The sequence below is a fragment of the Ruicaihuangia caeni genome, from assembly GCF_029952955.1.
GTDB classification, from domain to species: Bacteria; Actinomycetota; Actinomycetes; order Actinomycetales; family Microbacteriaceae; genus Ruicaihuangia; species Ruicaihuangia caeni.
In genome coordinates this window covers 216,425-229,917 of sequence record NZ_JASATX010000003.1, presented here as the reverse complement: position 1 = coordinate 229,917, position 13,493 = coordinate 216,425, and the positions used below count along the sequence as shown (strand labels likewise).

Below are 13,493 nucleotides of genomic sequence, written 5' to 3'. Positions count from 1 at the left end.
CCGCAGAGAGGAGAGCGCGATGACGATGAACGAGCACACCCCGCTGTTCGCGATCGCGGTCGCCGCCGAACTCTCCGGCATGCACCCCCAGACGCTGCGCCAGTACGACCGGCTCGGGCTGGTGTCGCCTACCCGCACGGTGGGCAAGTCACGCCGCTACTCGATGCGTGACATCGCGAGGCTTCGCGAGATCGCTGCGCTGGGCGCCGAAGGGCTCAACCTCGAGGGCATCAGGCGCATTCTGCAGCTCGAGGATGAGACGGCGGCGCTGCGAGCGCGAGTCAAGGAACTGGAGTCGGCGCTCGCCGATGAGCTGCTCGCCAGGCCTGGGCGACGCGTGTTCGCGGCTGGAGCGCAGGGCGAGGTCATCACCATCACGCCGGGCACCCGGGTGCGCCGCCGCAATCAGCTCGTGCTGTGGAGCGGGCATCAGGAGCGCGGCTGAGCGCCGACTCGACCGCGACCCCACCGCGACCCAGTGCGCGGCATGCGGCCAGTTCGGCTCGCTCAGCGCCCGGAGCGTCGCTCTCGCCACACGAGGATGCCGGCAGACACGGCACCGATGCTCATGACCACCGTTGCTGCGGCCGTCGTGATGAGCGGGAGCGTCCAGTCGCCCGTCGAGTCGTACTGCCATCCCGCGATGCTCGCGGAGGTGGCTCCGCTCGTGTAGGCGATCATCTGCACCATCGCCAACATGCGACGGGTGTGATCGCTGTCGACGGCCCGCTGGTAGATCAACCCGAAGAGCACGGTGAAGAGCCCGGACTGGGCGAGCCCACCGAGCACGAGCCAGATAGGCCACAGCGAGGGCGCCAGGAGCAGGCCGAACGGTGCCGACATCCACAGCGTGCCGACCAGCGCCAGCACGGGAGCCGGCGGTCGACTTCCGACGAGCATCGGGAACAGCATGGCGCCGACGATGCCGCATCCCATGAACATCGACAGCGCGAGGCCCGCCGATGTCATCGAGAGGTCGGTGCGTTCCACGAGGATCGTCGGCAGCCAGCCGCTCAGCACGTTGAACGCGAAGTTGTGGCACGCGAATGTGCCGGCGATGAGCCACACGCTGAGACTCGTCCAGGTCCCCCGGCGGCGGTTGACCGGCCCTCGGATGACCGGCGTGGGCGAGGTCATCGTTGAGATCGCCTCGATCGGAGCGGTGAACATCGCGCGCTCGGGCTGCTCCCCGGCGGCGGTCATTGCGCCGGATCGACGCGCGAAGAGCCAGGGGATCCACGCGATCACCGCGAGCACGCCCCACGACGCGATCGCGATCTCCCAGCCGAAGGCGAGTGCGAGCGGTGCGGTCGCGGCGAAGGTGATCATCATGCCGCCGCTCGAGAAGGCGGCGAAGACCCCGTTCATCTTGATCGCCCGGGCAAGCGGCAATTCGCGGCCGATGATCACGGGCACGGCGATGTTGCCGATCGTCAGTGCCGCACCGAGCACTACGGTGCCCGCGAGCGCGAACTCGGCTGTGCCCAGCGAGCGCACCACGACGCCAAGCACGATCGTGCCAAGCATGACATCGACGGCACGGTCGGGGCCGAGCTTGCGGATGATGACGCTCGCAAGCGGAACCGCCAGGGCGAACAGCAGGATGGGCAGCCCGACAAGCAGGCCGGCGACCGCTGAATCCATCCCCAGGTCTCGCTGGATCTGGGGGAGCACGGGTGCAGGCGCGCTGATCGTCGCTCGCGCGTTGAGCGCGACAGCGAGGATCGCCGCGACGAAGAGCGCCTGTCGGCCGTCGCGCCACCGACGCCCGCGGTCTCGCATCTCAGTTCGAGTCTAGGGCGGCGGATGAGACCACCTCGGCTCGTGCACCATTGAGCGGATGAGCTCCCACGTACCGAGAACTCCGCGTTGCGGGGACCGTTGCGCGCAGACCTCGTGGCGCTGTGCTGAGGGGCGTGCCGACTGCTCGACTATCGTCGTTGCATGCCCCAAGACCGGTTCCCTTCGGATCGGTTCGCCGCTGACCGTCTGCCCTCGGCCGCGGAGTCGGAGCGTGTGAGGCCGGCCGCCTTCTCGTTCGACCGCTTGCGACGCCGCCCCGATGTCGAAGCCCCCTCGCTGCACGCCGTCGATGCGGCCGATCGGATGCTGCTCGACCTCGCGAACGGGGCAGCGCCAGAGCTCGTCGAGCACCTCCGCGAACAGTCCGCGGGCGGGTTCGACGCGCTCGCCGGACGAGACGTCTCGGTGATCGGCGACGCGTACGGGGCGGTCACCCTCGGTGCGTTGGAGCTCGGCGGCGCTCGCCGAGTGCGAGTGCACCAGGATCCGCTCTCGGCCGAGCGGGCTCTCGACGCCAATGCTGCCGAGTTCGCGCCCGGCGCTCTCCGGCGGTTCGAGCATCATCCGCTGGCTCCTTCGTTGGTCGAGGATGCCGAGACCGTGCTCGTGAAGCTGCCCCGCTCGCTCGATGCGCTCGACGAGATTGCCGGCCTCGTGGCGACCGGGGTGCATCGTGATGCGGTCGTGCTGGCGGCCGGGATGGTCAAGCACATGACGCCGGCCATGAATGAGTTGCTCGGCCGCTGGTTCGAGCGCGTCGACGTCACGCGCGCTCGGCAGAAGGCTCGCGCGCTCGTGCTCAGCGGTCCTCGAGCGACTGCAGAGGCGGATGCGTGGCCCCGCTGCTTGCGCGACGACGACCTTGGCCTGACGGTATGCGCGCACGGCGCTGCCTTCGCCGGCCCTCGGGTCGACCTCGGCACGCGGTTGCTGCTGGCGACGCTCGAGGCCGAGGGCGTCGACCGCCGCGGTGGCGAGGCGATCGACCTCGGGTGCGGCACGGGTGTCATCGCCACCTGGCTGGCGCAGCGCGGCATGCGGGTGCTTGCGACCGATCAGTCCGCGGCTGCCGTGGCATCGGCCGCCGCGACGGCACGTGCCAACGGAGTGGCCGATCGGGTGGTCGTCGAGCGAGACGATGCTCTGCAAGGTCGGTCGTCGGCATCCGCTCGCCTGATCGTGCTGAACCCGCCGTTCCACGTCGGCAGCACGATTCATGCCGGCATTGCGACGAAGCTGTTCGAGGCAGCCGCTCGCGTGCTCCAGCCGGGAGGCGAGCTGTGGTGCGTATGGAACTCGCATCTGCAGTACGCGCCGCAACTGCGTCGACTGGTCGGCCCGACCCGGCAGGCGGCTCGCACACCGAAGTTCACGGTAACGGTCTCGACGCGCCGGTGACGCGGCTCGGCCGCGCTGCCGGGATGCTGCCAGAGCGCGCCCACCTGGTGGGCCTACCCTTGGCGCATGGCTGACAGCACGTCGTCGTCCGGCTCGGTTCCCAGCACTCCCGCGCTTGAAGCGCTCGCGGCGTCGGGACTCGATTACGAAGTCACGCGGCACGGTCGCGTCGGATCGCTTGCCGAAGCGGCCGAGGCCCGCGGCGTGAGCCCGGCCGAGGTCGTGAAGACGATGGTGGTGCGGCGGGGTGCTGATGATCACCTGCTGGTGCTCGTGCCCGGTGATCGCGCTATCTCGTGGCCCAAGCTGCGTGAACTGCTGGGCGTCAATCGCCTGTCGATGCCCGATGCGGATGCCGCCTTCGAGGTCACGGGCTACCGCCGGGGCACCATCACTCCGTTCGGTACCAAACGGCCGCTGCCGGTCGTGGCCGACGTCCGGGTTCGAGGGCACCGGGTTTCGATCGGAGCCGGTGATCACGGTGTCGCCGCGACGCTGGATGGTGACGCTTTGCTGGCGCATCTCCGTGCCGAGGTCGCCGACGTGACCGACCCCGAGCAACCTCGGTGACGCTTCTCATGCCGCGGACGCCAAGAGGAGCAGCGCCGCTGGTGTGAGCGGCGCTGCTCCTCGGGGTGCGGTGAGCGGAGGTGAGCGGCGGTAAGTGGCGGTGCAGCGGCTCAGCGCGCCGAGCGCAGCACCGCCTCGCCGGCTGAGACCTCGACGTGGATGCGGCTCGATGCGTTCACGTCGGAGCCGATGCGATTGTCGAATCCTCCGGCCGAGACATCCGACGTGACCCGGTACTGGCCCTCGGGCACTTCGAGCTGAAGCGAACCCGCACTCACGTCGGCCTCGATGGAGCGGGGCTGCTCGCCCGTGAAGGTGGCGTCGAGACCGCCGGCGCTGACCGACAGCGTCGCTGACGCGACGTCTGCGAGATCGACCTCGCCCTTGCCCGCACTCACATCAGCCGTCAGAGTCTCCGCCGATCCGCTGACCATGAGTCCACCCGCGCTGATGTTCAGCCGCAGGTCTCCGAAGTCGCCGTCGACGGTGAGGTCTCCGGCAGCGAGGCTCAGACCCGCGTCGGCGCCCGCGAGTGACGAGGGCAGGCGAAGCACTGCTCGTCCCTCACCGTGCTGCTCGCCCCACGAGAACCAGTCGCCGAACCACTGACCGAACCGGTCAGGCGTGCCGACGACGAGGCGGTCGCCGGTGCGCTCGAACGTCCAGCGATCCGCGCCCCACGAGCTTGTGACCTCGAGTTCGGCCTCGCGCACGGAACCGAACTCGACGCGCAGCGAGCCGGCGGAGACGCGAACTGCGAGTTCGTTCACACCGGCGACTGCGACCGTGCGGGACGAGGTGTGCACCGCCGCGGATGCGACGGTGGTGAGCGCCGCCGAGACGAGAGTGCCGAGCAGCACCAGCACACCGAGCACGATCGCGAGGATCGCGACGGTGCGGGCGCCTGATGACGGTCGTTGTGCGGGGGCGCCGCCCGCCGGGGGCGCTGATTCTGGCGGCGTGATGGTCGTGCTCATCGGTTCATTCCTGTCTGGGATGCGGTGCGAATTCCTGAGTGGGCGGCCGAGTTGGCGCCCTGTTGGAGCGTGGTTGTGGCGCCGCCGTGCTCGAGGTGTGCCAGTGCGGCGAGCACGCGGCGGTTGCCGGATTCATCGGGCTCGAGTCCGAGCTTCTGGAACACAGCGGTGATGTGCTTCTCGACGCTGCCCTCGCTCACGTGCAGCGTGCGGGCGATGGCCTGGTTCGAGCGGCCCTCCGCGATGAGCGCGAGCACGGAGGCCTCGCGCTCGGTGAGCCGCTGCATGCGCTCATCGCGCGCACGGCGGCTCAGCAGCTGGGCGACAACCTCGGGGTCGAGCACCGTGGCGCCTGCCGCGATGCGGTCGACCGCGTCGAGGAAGTCGCCGACATCCGCTACCCGGTCCTTCAGGAGGTAGCCGAGCGCGCCACCGCTCGAGGTGACCAGTTCAGATGCATACCGCTCTTCGACGTACTGCGAGAGCACGAGAACGGCGAGCTGGGGGAGCCGTGCGCGCAGTGCGAGTGCGGCGCGGATGCCCTCGTCTGTCCATGAGGGAGGCAGGCGCACGTCGAGGATGCACAACTCCGGCGAAGTGCGGTCGACCGCTTCGTCGAGCTCTGCGGCATCCGGCAGTGCGGCGACGACGTGGTGGCCGGCATCCTCGAGCACCCGTACAAGGCCCTCACGAAGCAGGGTCGAGTCCTCGCAGATCAGGATGCGCATGGCAGCGTCACCTCCACGCTCGTCGGGCCGCCCACGGGGCTGTCGAGGCGGGTCTCGCCGCCCGCGGCGATCACGCGGTTGTTGATTCCGTCGAGGCCGCCCCCGGGGACGACCCGAGCGCCGCCGACTCCGTCGTCTTCGACTCGCGCCCAGAGCACTCCCGGCTCGCGACGGCGCACGACGACTCGGATCTCGGTCGCCCGCGCGTGCTTCGCCGCGTTGGTGAGAGCCTCGGCGATGGCGAAGTAGGCGGCGGCCTCGGTCTCGCGACTGCAGCGACCGTCGAGGCGCACATCGAGGCGGACTGGGACCACTGAGCGCGCAGCCAGGGCCGACAGTGCCGCATCGAGACCTCGATCATCGAGCACGGAGGTGTGGATGCCGCGAGCGAGCTGTCGGAGCTCGGTGATCGCCGCCTTCGTCGAGGTGTGCGCCTCGTCGATCAGCGCCCGCGCCGCCTCGGGGTCGGAGTCGATCTTCTGCTGCGCGAGGCCGAGCGTCATTCCGACCGACACGAGCCGGGGTTGAACGCCGTCGTGCAGGTCGCGTTCGATTCGGGTGCGCTCGACATCAGCGGCTCGCACCGCACCCGCGTGTTGTGCGTCTGCCGTACGCGCTGCCTCGGCGAGCTGGGCTTCGCGGGAGGGCACGATGATCGCGCGGGCGATGACTCCGTGCAGCACGGCGACGCCGATGATGCCGGCGATCGCGACGATCAGCACGATGATGCCGACCGCGATCGACCACGCGATGGGAACCTCGATGCCGACCCGAGCGATGCGCACGGTGCTCGATTCAGCGAACATCGGCGCGAAGGCCATGACGACGCCGGATGCCGCAACGCTCGCGAGTGCGACCGTGATCCAGCCGAGGATCGTCGCGATCGAGAAGTTCGCGATGCCGCGCCAGCTCGTAGGGTCGGTCGCCTGCAGCCACAGCGTGCGCAGGAATCCGCCGAACCCGGGGCGCCCGCTGGTACGGGGGCGTGCCACCGGCACACCGAAGCCGTACAGGCCGTCGATGCGGGCCGTCTCGAGCCGACCGACGCCGAGGATGGCATAGCTGAGGGCGATGAGGAAGAGCAGGCCGATGCCGAGCGCTGGGAGCAGGCCGAGGCCGAGGCCGAGCAAGAGGAACAGCACTGTGAAGACGATGGGGCCGATGAGGCTCATCGCGGCGAGCTGGGCGATCGCTCCCGCGACATGGCCCGGGCGCGCTACTGAGCGCACCGGAGAGGGGACTTCTGCGTTCATGGGCACCACGCTACGGCCCGGGGTGGGCATGCGCGCCAGAGTCATCCGGACACTTCTTTTCGGGTTTTCCCCCACACATGCGACTGGGCATCGCGGTTGTTGAGGGACAGACCGGTCGGTGTCAGCGGCCCCGGTCGTACCTAAAGAGAGGTGATGCGGTGGTGCGGTCGTCGGGCGATCAGCCGCGCAGCGCTGGAATCACCGTGCGCTCGAAGAGCTCGATGCCCGATCGGTCGTACGCAACTTCCGGGAAGTAGTGGATCGCATACCCGAGCCCGATCGAGCCCATCGCCCGCAGACGCTCGGTGACCTGCTCCACTGTGCCCACCGCCTGGTTGTGCGGATTGCGGTACTCCTTCACGAAGTCAGCCGCTCGCTCAGCGCCGAGCACGGTCGCGTATCGCGCCTCGAGCCGATCGATCCGCTCGGCGACTTCGCCTTCCGTCTGTCCCACAATCGTGAAGTAGTTGGAACTGCGCACGATCGAGTCGAAGTCGCGGCCCAGATCAGCGCAGTGCTCTCGCAGGCGCTCCGACTTCGCGGTGAAGCCCTCAGGGGTGCCGGCGAAGTTCGTGTAGTTGGCGTACTTCGCGGCGATGCGGAGCGTGACGTTCATGCCCCCGCCTGCGACCCAGGTCGGAATCCCGCCATCCTGCAGCGGCAATGGCCGCACCACGGCGCCGTCGACCGTGTAGTGGCGGCCATGCAGCGTCGCGCTTCCCGTGCGCCACGCCTGCTGCATGATCTGCACCCCTTCGTCGAGCATGCGAAGCCGTTCGCCGGCGCTTGGGAACCCGTAGCCGTAGGCGCGCCACTCGTGCTCGTACCAACCGGCCCCGATCCCCATCTCCACACGTCCACCGCTGATGATGTCGGTGGTCGCGGCCACTTTGGCCAGGTACGCGGGGTTCCGGTAGGCCATGCAGGTGCACATCTGCCCCAGACGGATCCGCGAGGTCGTCGCCGCGAACGCCGACATCAATGTCCACGCTTCATGCGTCGCCTCTTCGGTGACGTCGGGGATGGTGTGGAAGTGGTCGTAGACCCAGAGCGACTCCCACTCCGCGGCATCCGCCTGTTGTGCGAGCGTGCGCATCGTGCGCCAGTGATCGTGCGGATCGATGCCGATGAGGTCGTGCCGCCAGCCTTGGGGGATGAAGATGCCGAAGCGCATGCGTTCACCCTAGGCGGGCTCGGAGGCGGGGCGCAGGGTTTGAGACCACTCGCGCTCGGATGCCGTGAGTTCGCCGACAGCGTGCGGGAAAACTGGTGCGATTCCTTGCGCATCGATAAACTTGAGTCAAGCAGGCTCAACTTTGAGCCGAGAGTCTTGATGCAGTTCCGCAGCCGTCGAGAAGTGGAGACCAAGAATGGCGAACATGCAGGGCGCTCCCAGCAGCCAGGAGGAGCAGAAGTCGGCCCTTGAGCAGTTCGGTGTGAACCTGACCGAGATCGCCCGCGCCGGCAAGCTCGACCCGGTGATCGGCCGCGACGCCGAGATCAGGCGCGTCAGCCAGGTGCTCACCCGCCGCACCAAGAACAACCCCGTGCTCATCGGAGAGCCGGGGGTGGGCAAGACCGCTGTCGTCGAGGGTCTCGCGCAGCGCATCGTCGCGGGCGATGTCGCCGACTCGCTCAAGAACAAGCAGCTCATCGCGCTCGACATCTCGGCGTTGGTGGCGGGAGCCATGTACCGCGGCCAGTTCGAGGAGCGGCTCAAGGCGGTGCTTAAAGAGATCAACGAGGCCGAGGGCGAGATCATCACCTTCGTCGACGAGTTGCACCTTCTCATGGGCGCGGGCGGCGGCGAGGGTTCCGTCGCGGCATCCAACATGCTGAAGCCCATGCTCGCTCGCGGCGAATTGCGGCTCATCGGCGCCACCACCCTGAACGAGTACCGCGAGTACATCGAGAAGGATGCCGCCCTCGAGCGCCGGTTCCAGCAGGTCTACGTGGGCGAGCCCAGCGTCGAAGACACCGTTGCGATCCTGCGTGGGTTGAAGGAGCGCTACGAGGCTCACCACAAGGTGACGATCGCCGACAACGCGCTCGTCGCGGCGGCGACTCTGAGCAACCGCTACATCACCGGGCGGCAGTTGCCCGACAAGGCCATCGACCTCGTCGACGAGGCGGCGAGCCGGCTGAAGATGGAGATCGACTCCGAGCCGGTCGAGATCGACACGCTGAAGCGCGAGGTTGACCGCATGCGGATCGAAGAGCTGGCTCTCAAGAAGGAGAAGGACGACGCCTCGCGCGAGCGGCTCGAGAAGCTGCGCGAGGAGATCGCCGAGAAGCAGACCGATCTCGATGCCCTGCAACAGCGCTGGGCGAGGGAGAAGGCTTCGCTGACGGATGTCGGCGAGCTGAAGACCCGGCTGAATGACGCTCGTATCCAGCTCGACCGCGCCATGCGTGAGGGGCGCTACGAGGAGGCCGCCAGGCTGAACTACGAGGTCATCAAGAAGATCGAGGACGACCTGGCCGCCGCCGAGAGCTCGGAGAGCGTCGGAGACCGCATGGTCAACGAGCAGGTCACCGATGACGACATCGCGGCCGTGGTCGCCGCGTGGACCGGCATCCCGGTCGACAAGCTCAAGCAGGGCGAGAGCGAGAAGCTGCTGTACCTCGAGCACGAGCTCGGCAAACGACTCATCGGGCAGCACGAGGCCGTGCAGGCGGTGAGCGAGGCGGTGCGCCGCACTCGCGCCGGGATCGCCGATCCCAACCGTCCGACGGGCTCCTTCCTGTTCCTCGGCCCCACGGGTGTGGGCAAGACAGAACTCGCGAAGGCGCTCGCCGAGTACCTCTTCGACGACGAGCGCGCCATGGTGCGCATCGACATGAGCGAGTACGGCGAGAAATTCAGCGTCTCGCGCCTCGTGGGCGCCCCTCCGGGCTACATCGGCTACGAACAGGGCGGGCAGCTCACTGAAGCGGTTCGTCGACGTCCGTATTCGGTGATCCTCTTCGACGAGGTCGAGAAGGCGCACCCTGAGGTGTTCGATGTGCTGCTGCAGGTGCTCGATGACGGGCGGCTGACCGACGGGCAGGGGCGCACAGTCGACTTCAGGAACACCATCCTGATCCTCACCAGCAACCTGGGCAGCCAGGTGCTCATCGAGCCCACGCTGACCTGGGAGGAGAAGAAGCGGCAGGTCAACGAGCTGGTTCGGCAGGCGTTCAAGCCGGAGTTCGTGAACCGGCTCGACGACATCGTGGTGTTCTCCCCGCTCACCACGGCCGAACTCGGCGAGATCGTCGAGCTCTACATCGACCGGCTCGCGAAGCGTCTCGCCGATCGTCGCCTGGAGCTCGCCGTCACGCCAGACGCACGCGCGTGGCTCGCGGAACGCGGGTACGACCCGATCTACGGAGCTCGTCCGCTACGCAGGCTCATGCAGCGCGAGATCGACGACAAGCTGGCGCGCGAGCTGATCGCCGGAAAGATCCACGACGGAGACGCCGTGCGGGTCGACCTCGAGGGCGAGGGTCTCACGGTCGAGCGCTTCAGCGCCTGACCGACAGCGCTGGGTCCTGCAAACTCGCGGCCTGCCACGCGGTGTCGTCGACTGCGTACCCGGCCGCCGCATCGACATACGCGCGGCTGATGAGCCCCATCGCCGCGGTCAGATCGTCGAGGGTCGGGAGGCCGGCAAAGCCGCGTTCGAGCGACTCGTGCACCCGTTCGACGAACAGCGGGTACAGGTTGTCAGCCTCGACATCCACGTGGCGCTCCGCCACCGTGCCGTCGCGGCTGATGACGCTGAGGTTGCCCTCGGTGTCGATGACAGCGGTCGCCTCCGAGCCGGTGAGCACGTAGGAGACCAGGCGCTGGAGCGGGGCGCCGGCGGGGAACGTCCACCCGACTTCGATGGTGGCCGAGCGGCCGCTTGGTGTGCGCAGCAGCGCGGTGGCGTGGTCGTCGACGCGCCGACCGTGCATCGCGTTGCTCACGCTGCTTCGCACCGTCACGTCGTCGTGTGATCTCTCGTGCGCATACTGGGTGTGCAAGAACATGTCGGCGAAGTGCACGCCGAGCAGTGCGAGACAGCCCCCGCCGCTCTCGTTTCGCTGCATCATCCACGGGTTGCCGCTGTCGATGTAGCGTTCGGGCGGCCCGGCGAGGAAGCTGTATCGGGCGTGCTGCACCTCGCCCACTTCTTGCGCAAGCGCCGGTAGCGGGCCGAACCGCTGCACGAGCGCCGCTGCTGCAGGCACGTTCGCTCGGCGTGCGAGCGATGACAGTTCCCGGAGGTCGCGGAGGTTCGATGCGCCCGGCTTCTCGAGCACGAACGGGATGCCTCGTCGCACGAGCTCGGCCGCCGCCCACGGCATCGAGGCGTGACGCCCGAGCACGTAGGCGACGTCGATCCGGCCAGCCTCGTCGAGCATTGCACCGAGATCGGTCCAGGCACGCGCACCGAGGATCGCAGCTCGAGCCCGCGCCACCGACTCGTCGTCGTCGACCACGCCGGCGATGTCGTGATGTCGCGACCAGCCCGGTTGGTAGAGCTCGAAGTGCCAGTGCCCGGCACCGATGATGACTGCGCGGCTGCGTTCGCTCAATGCGACTCCTCGTTGGTCTGACGTTCGGCGGAGAGAAAGAGAAGGCCGGTGCGGAGTTGCGCGCGAGGCGCATGCACCGCACCGGCCTGGGTCAGCTTCGCTGCATCCGACCGCTCAAGCTCACGGTGCGGTCGAGCGGATCTGCTCGTAGAGCGCCAGGTCGTCACCGGTGAAGTACGAGCTGAAGAACTCCTCGGCCTTCGCGATGAACGCCGCCTTGTCGATCTCGTCCTCCTCGATCACGGTGAGCGGGCCGTTGGCGCGCCACTCATCGAGGATGGTGTTGGTCTCCTCGTCCACGCACTCGCGGTTCTCAGCGCGGATCTCGTGGATGGCGTCGACGAGCACCTTCTCCTGCTCGTCGTTCAGGCGCTCGAACGTCTTGTCGGAGACGACGATCCAGTGGATGCCGATCTGGTGGTTGTTGAGGTTGACGTACTTGAGCACCTCGTCGTAGCTCTGCGACTTGGTGGCGACCACCGGGTTCTCCTGGCCCTGGGCGATGCCCTGCTGCAGGGCCACGTAGACTTCCTCGCTCGCCACAGCGACGGGGTTCGCGCCCATCGCCTTGGCGTTCGCGAGGAACGCGGGCGAGTCAGGGAAGCGGATCTGCAGTGCGGCCAGCTCGTCGGGGTTGCGAATCGGTGCCGTTGAGCTGAACGTGCGGGTACCGAAGTACCAGCCGTCGACGATGGTCGTGCCGGTCTCCTCGTTGAACGCGTCGAACATCTCCTGCGAGTTGTTGTCGATCCAGTCGAACACGTGGTCGACGCTCTCGAACGCGTACGCCGCGTCGAGCACGCCGATCGGTGCGAACGTCTGGCTGAGGCCCGACGCTCCCTGCAAGTCGATGTCGATGTCGCCGCTCTGGATAGCGGGGAAGCGCTCAGTGTCGGGACCGAGCTGGCTTGAGGGGAACAGGTCGATCTTGACGCCGACGTCGGCGGCCTCGACGCGCTCCTTCAGCAGCTCGGCGCCGCAGTAGAAGTTCGGGGTGTTCTCGGGCTGGCTCGTCGCCAGTGACAGCGTGACGGTCTCGCCGCCGGGGGCGGCATTGCTGTCATCGTCACCCGGGCCGTCGGCGGTGCAGGCAGTGAGGACGAGTGCCGATGCCAGTGCGGTCACGGCGATCGTTGCTGCACGGGTGCTGCGGAGGTGCTTCATCGCAGGTGCTCTCCTTCGAGGTCTTGAACTGCTGCGTGTCGGTGAAAGGACGAAGGCCCGGAGGCCTCCTGGTTGCGCGGGTCGCGGCGTGGAACCGGGTGCTGCGATCGTCATCGATCGCAGCGGGCACCGGTTTGCATCGTCGTGGCGTCACTTGCGAGGATTCAACCGTGTGTCCCGTTCACTGGAACAACGATGTCGACTGATCGCGGAGCGCCGGTGAGTCTGCTCGCCCGCGCCACCGCGATCCTCGACTGCTTCGACGTCAAGCGCTCCGCCCTCGGTGTGAGCGACATCGCGCGGTGCACGGGGCTCCCGAAGTCGACCGTGTCTCGGCTCGTCGGCGAGCTCGTCGACCTCCGGTATCTCGAGCGCGACGGCGCGCAGGTGCGGCTCGGGCTGCGCCTCTTCGAACTCGGCGAGCTGGCGGCCGGCCCGAAAGAGCTGCGCAAGCTCGCGTTCGCCAGCATGGCCGACCTCCGGGATGCCACGGGCCAGACGGTGCAGCTCGGCGTGCTCGACGGCGTCGAGGTCGTCTACGTCGGGATTCTGCGAGGCCGGAGCTCAGTGAAGCTGCCCTCGAGAGTGGGCGGACGGATGCCGGCGTACGCCACCGGATCGGGCAAGGCGCTCCTGGCGTTCTCAGAGCCCGATGTCGTCGAGCGCGTGATCGCGAACGGGCTCGACGCGGTGGGGCCGCGCACCATCATCGACCCCGAAGCGTTCCGCCGGGAGCTCGCCTTCATCCGCGCCGCCGGGGTTTCATACGAGGTGGAGGAGTCGAGACCCGGCATCGCCTCGGCCGCGAGTTGCATCGTGGATGCTGCGGGCGTGCCGGTGGCAGCGATGTCGATCTCGGGGCGCGTCGGCGAGTTCGACGCTCGACGCGTGGGGCTCGCGGTGCGCACGGCGGTCGTCGGCCTGATGCGTCAGCTGCCCCACCGGCCGCTCGACCGCATCCGCGAGCAGACTGGTTTGTCCCGTTGAGTAGAACGAGGCGTTGCTACGCGAGCGCCGACGACGGGAGAATCCTG

12 protein-coding genes are annotated in these 13,493 nt (G+C 68.1%); 5 read left to right on the top strand and 7 right to left on the bottom strand.

From position 1 onward, the window contains the following. Positions 1-25: 25 nt before the first annotated feature. Positions 26-445 (top strand): heat shock protein transcriptional repressor HspR, encoded by a 420-nt coding sequence (locus tag QF206_RS08580; protein ID WP_281489040.1) that lies wholly within the window; start codon positions 26-28, stop codon positions 443-445. 62 nt (positions 446-507) lie between these two features. Here the strand turns inward: QF206_RS08580 and QF206_RS08575 are convergent, their stop codons facing one another. Continuing rightward, positions 508-1,782, bottom strand: a complete 1,275-nt coding sequence (locus QF206_RS08575) for an MFS transporter (protein ID WP_281488802.1) — start codon at positions 1,780-1,782, stop codon at positions 508-510. A 162-nt stretch (positions 1,783-1,944) separates the two neighbouring features. Between QF206_RS08575 and QF206_RS08570 the strand changes: the two genes are divergently transcribed. Together QF206_RS08570 and QF206_RS08565 are read left to right on the top strand one after the other, a co-directional pair. After that, entirely contained in the window at positions 1,945-3,201 is a 1,257-nt protein-coding gene (locus QF206_RS08570) for a class I SAM-dependent methyltransferase (protein WP_281488801.1), read from the top strand. Between the two features lie 66 nt (positions 3,202-3,267). Further along, entirely contained in the window at positions 3,268-3,771 is a 504-nt protein-coding gene (locus tag QF206_RS08565) for an aminoacyl-tRNA deacylase (RefSeq protein ID WP_281488800.1), read from the top strand. A 110-nt stretch (positions 3,772-3,881) separates the two neighbouring features. Here the strand turns inward: QF206_RS08565 and QF206_RS08560 are convergent, their stop codons facing one another. The 4 genes from QF206_RS08560 to QF206_RS08545 form a co-directional block, all read right to left on the bottom strand. Beyond that, on the bottom strand, positions 3,882-4,748 hold the full coding sequence (locus QF206_RS08560; RefSeq protein ID WP_281488799.1) for a hypothetical protein: 867 nt from the start codon (positions 4,746-4,748) through the stop codon (positions 3,882-3,884). After that, positions 4,745-5,476 (bottom strand): response regulator, encoded by a 732-nt coding sequence (locus QF206_RS08555; RefSeq protein ID WP_281488798.1) that lies wholly within the window; start codon positions 5,474-5,476, stop codon positions 4,745-4,747. The genes QF206_RS08560 and QF206_RS08555 overlap by 4 nt, the downstream gene beginning before the upstream one ends. Beyond that, positions 5,464-6,729 (bottom strand): sensor histidine kinase, encoded by a 1,266-nt coding sequence (locus QF206_RS08550; RefSeq protein ID WP_281488797.1) that lies wholly within the window; start codon positions 6,727-6,729, stop codon positions 5,464-5,466. Before QF206_RS08550 ends, QF206_RS08555 begins: the two co-directional genes overlap by 13 nt. 178 nt (positions 6,730-6,907) lie before the next feature. Then, positions 6,908-7,903 (bottom strand): LLM class F420-dependent oxidoreductase, encoded by a 996-nt coding sequence (locus tag QF206_RS08545; protein WP_281488796.1) that lies wholly within the window; start codon positions 7,901-7,903, stop codon positions 6,908-6,910. A gap of 196 nt (positions 7,904-8,099) precedes the next feature. Here QF206_RS08545 and QF206_RS08540 point away from each other — a divergent pair, with 196 nt between their 5' ends. Then, entirely contained in the window at positions 8,100-10,247 is a 2,148-nt protein-coding gene (locus QF206_RS08540) for an ATP-dependent Clp protease ATP-binding subunit (RefSeq protein ID WP_281488795.1), read from the top strand. Here the strand turns inward: QF206_RS08540 and QF206_RS08535 are convergent. Both QF206_RS08535 and dctP read right to left on the bottom strand, forming a co-directional pair. Continuing rightward, a complete protein-coding gene (locus QF206_RS08535; protein ID WP_281488794.1) occupies positions 10,237-11,295 on the bottom strand; it encodes a Gfo/Idh/MocA family protein in 1,059 nt (352 codons plus the stop codon). The two genes, QF206_RS08540 and QF206_RS08535, sit on opposite strands and share 11 nt — an antisense overlap. 120 nt (positions 11,296-11,415) lie before the next feature. Beyond that, positions 11,416-12,459, bottom strand: coding sequence for a TRAP transporter substrate-binding protein DctP (gene dctP / locus QF206_RS08530; protein WP_281488793.1), 1,044 nt, complete (start codon positions 12,457-12,459; stop codon positions 11,416-11,418). A 195-nt stretch (positions 12,460-12,654) separates the two neighbouring features. Between dctP and QF206_RS08525 the strand changes: the two genes are divergently transcribed. Beyond that, entirely contained in the window at positions 12,655-13,446 is a 792-nt protein-coding gene (locus tag QF206_RS08525; protein ID WP_281488792.1) for an IclR family transcriptional regulator, read from the top strand. The last annotated feature ends 47 nt before the right edge of the window (positions 13,447-13,493 follow it).

Bases quoted from the DNA above. Each gene is read 5' to 3' on its own strand.
- QF206_RS08580 (WP_281489040.1), top strand. From the start codon at position 26: ATGAACGAGCACACCCCGCTGTTCGCGATCGCGGTCGCCGCCGAACTC.
- QF206_RS08575 (WP_281488802.1), bottom strand. From the start codon at position 1,782: ATGCGAGACCGCGGGCGTCGGTGGCGCGACGGCCGACAGGCGCTCTTC.
- QF206_RS08570 (WP_281488801.1), top strand. From the start codon at position 1,945: ATGCCCCAAGACCGGTTCCCTTCGGATCGGTTCGCCGCTGACCGTCTG.
- QF206_RS08565 (WP_281488800.1), top strand. From the start codon at position 3,268: ATGGCTGACAGCACGTCGTCGTCCGGCTCGGTTCCCAGCACTCCCGCG.
- QF206_RS08560 (WP_281488799.1), bottom strand. From the start codon at position 4,748: ATGAGCACGACCATCACGCCGCCAGAATCAGCGCCCCCGGCGGGCGGC.
- QF206_RS08555 (WP_281488798.1), bottom strand. From the start codon at position 5,476: ATGCGCATCCTGATCTGCGAGGACTCGACCCTGCTTCGTGAGGGCCTT.
- QF206_RS08550 (WP_281488797.1), bottom strand. From the start codon at position 6,729: ATGAACGCAGAAGTCCCCTCTCCGGTGCGCTCAGTAGCGCGCCCGGGC.
- QF206_RS08545 (WP_281488796.1), bottom strand. From the start codon at position 7,903: ATGCGCTTCGGCATCTTCATCCCCCAAGGCTGGCGGCACGACCTCATC.
- QF206_RS08540 (WP_281488795.1), top strand. From the start codon at position 8,100: ATGGCGAACATGCAGGGCGCTCCCAGCAGCCAGGAGGAGCAGAAGTCG.
- dctP (WP_281488793.1), bottom strand. From the start codon at position 12,459: ATGAAGCACCTCCGCAGCACCCGTGCAGCAACGATCGCCGTGACCGCA.
- QF206_RS08525 (WP_281488792.1), top strand. From the start codon at position 12,655: ATGTCGACTGATCGCGGAGCGCCGGTGAGTCTGCTCGCCCGCGCCACC.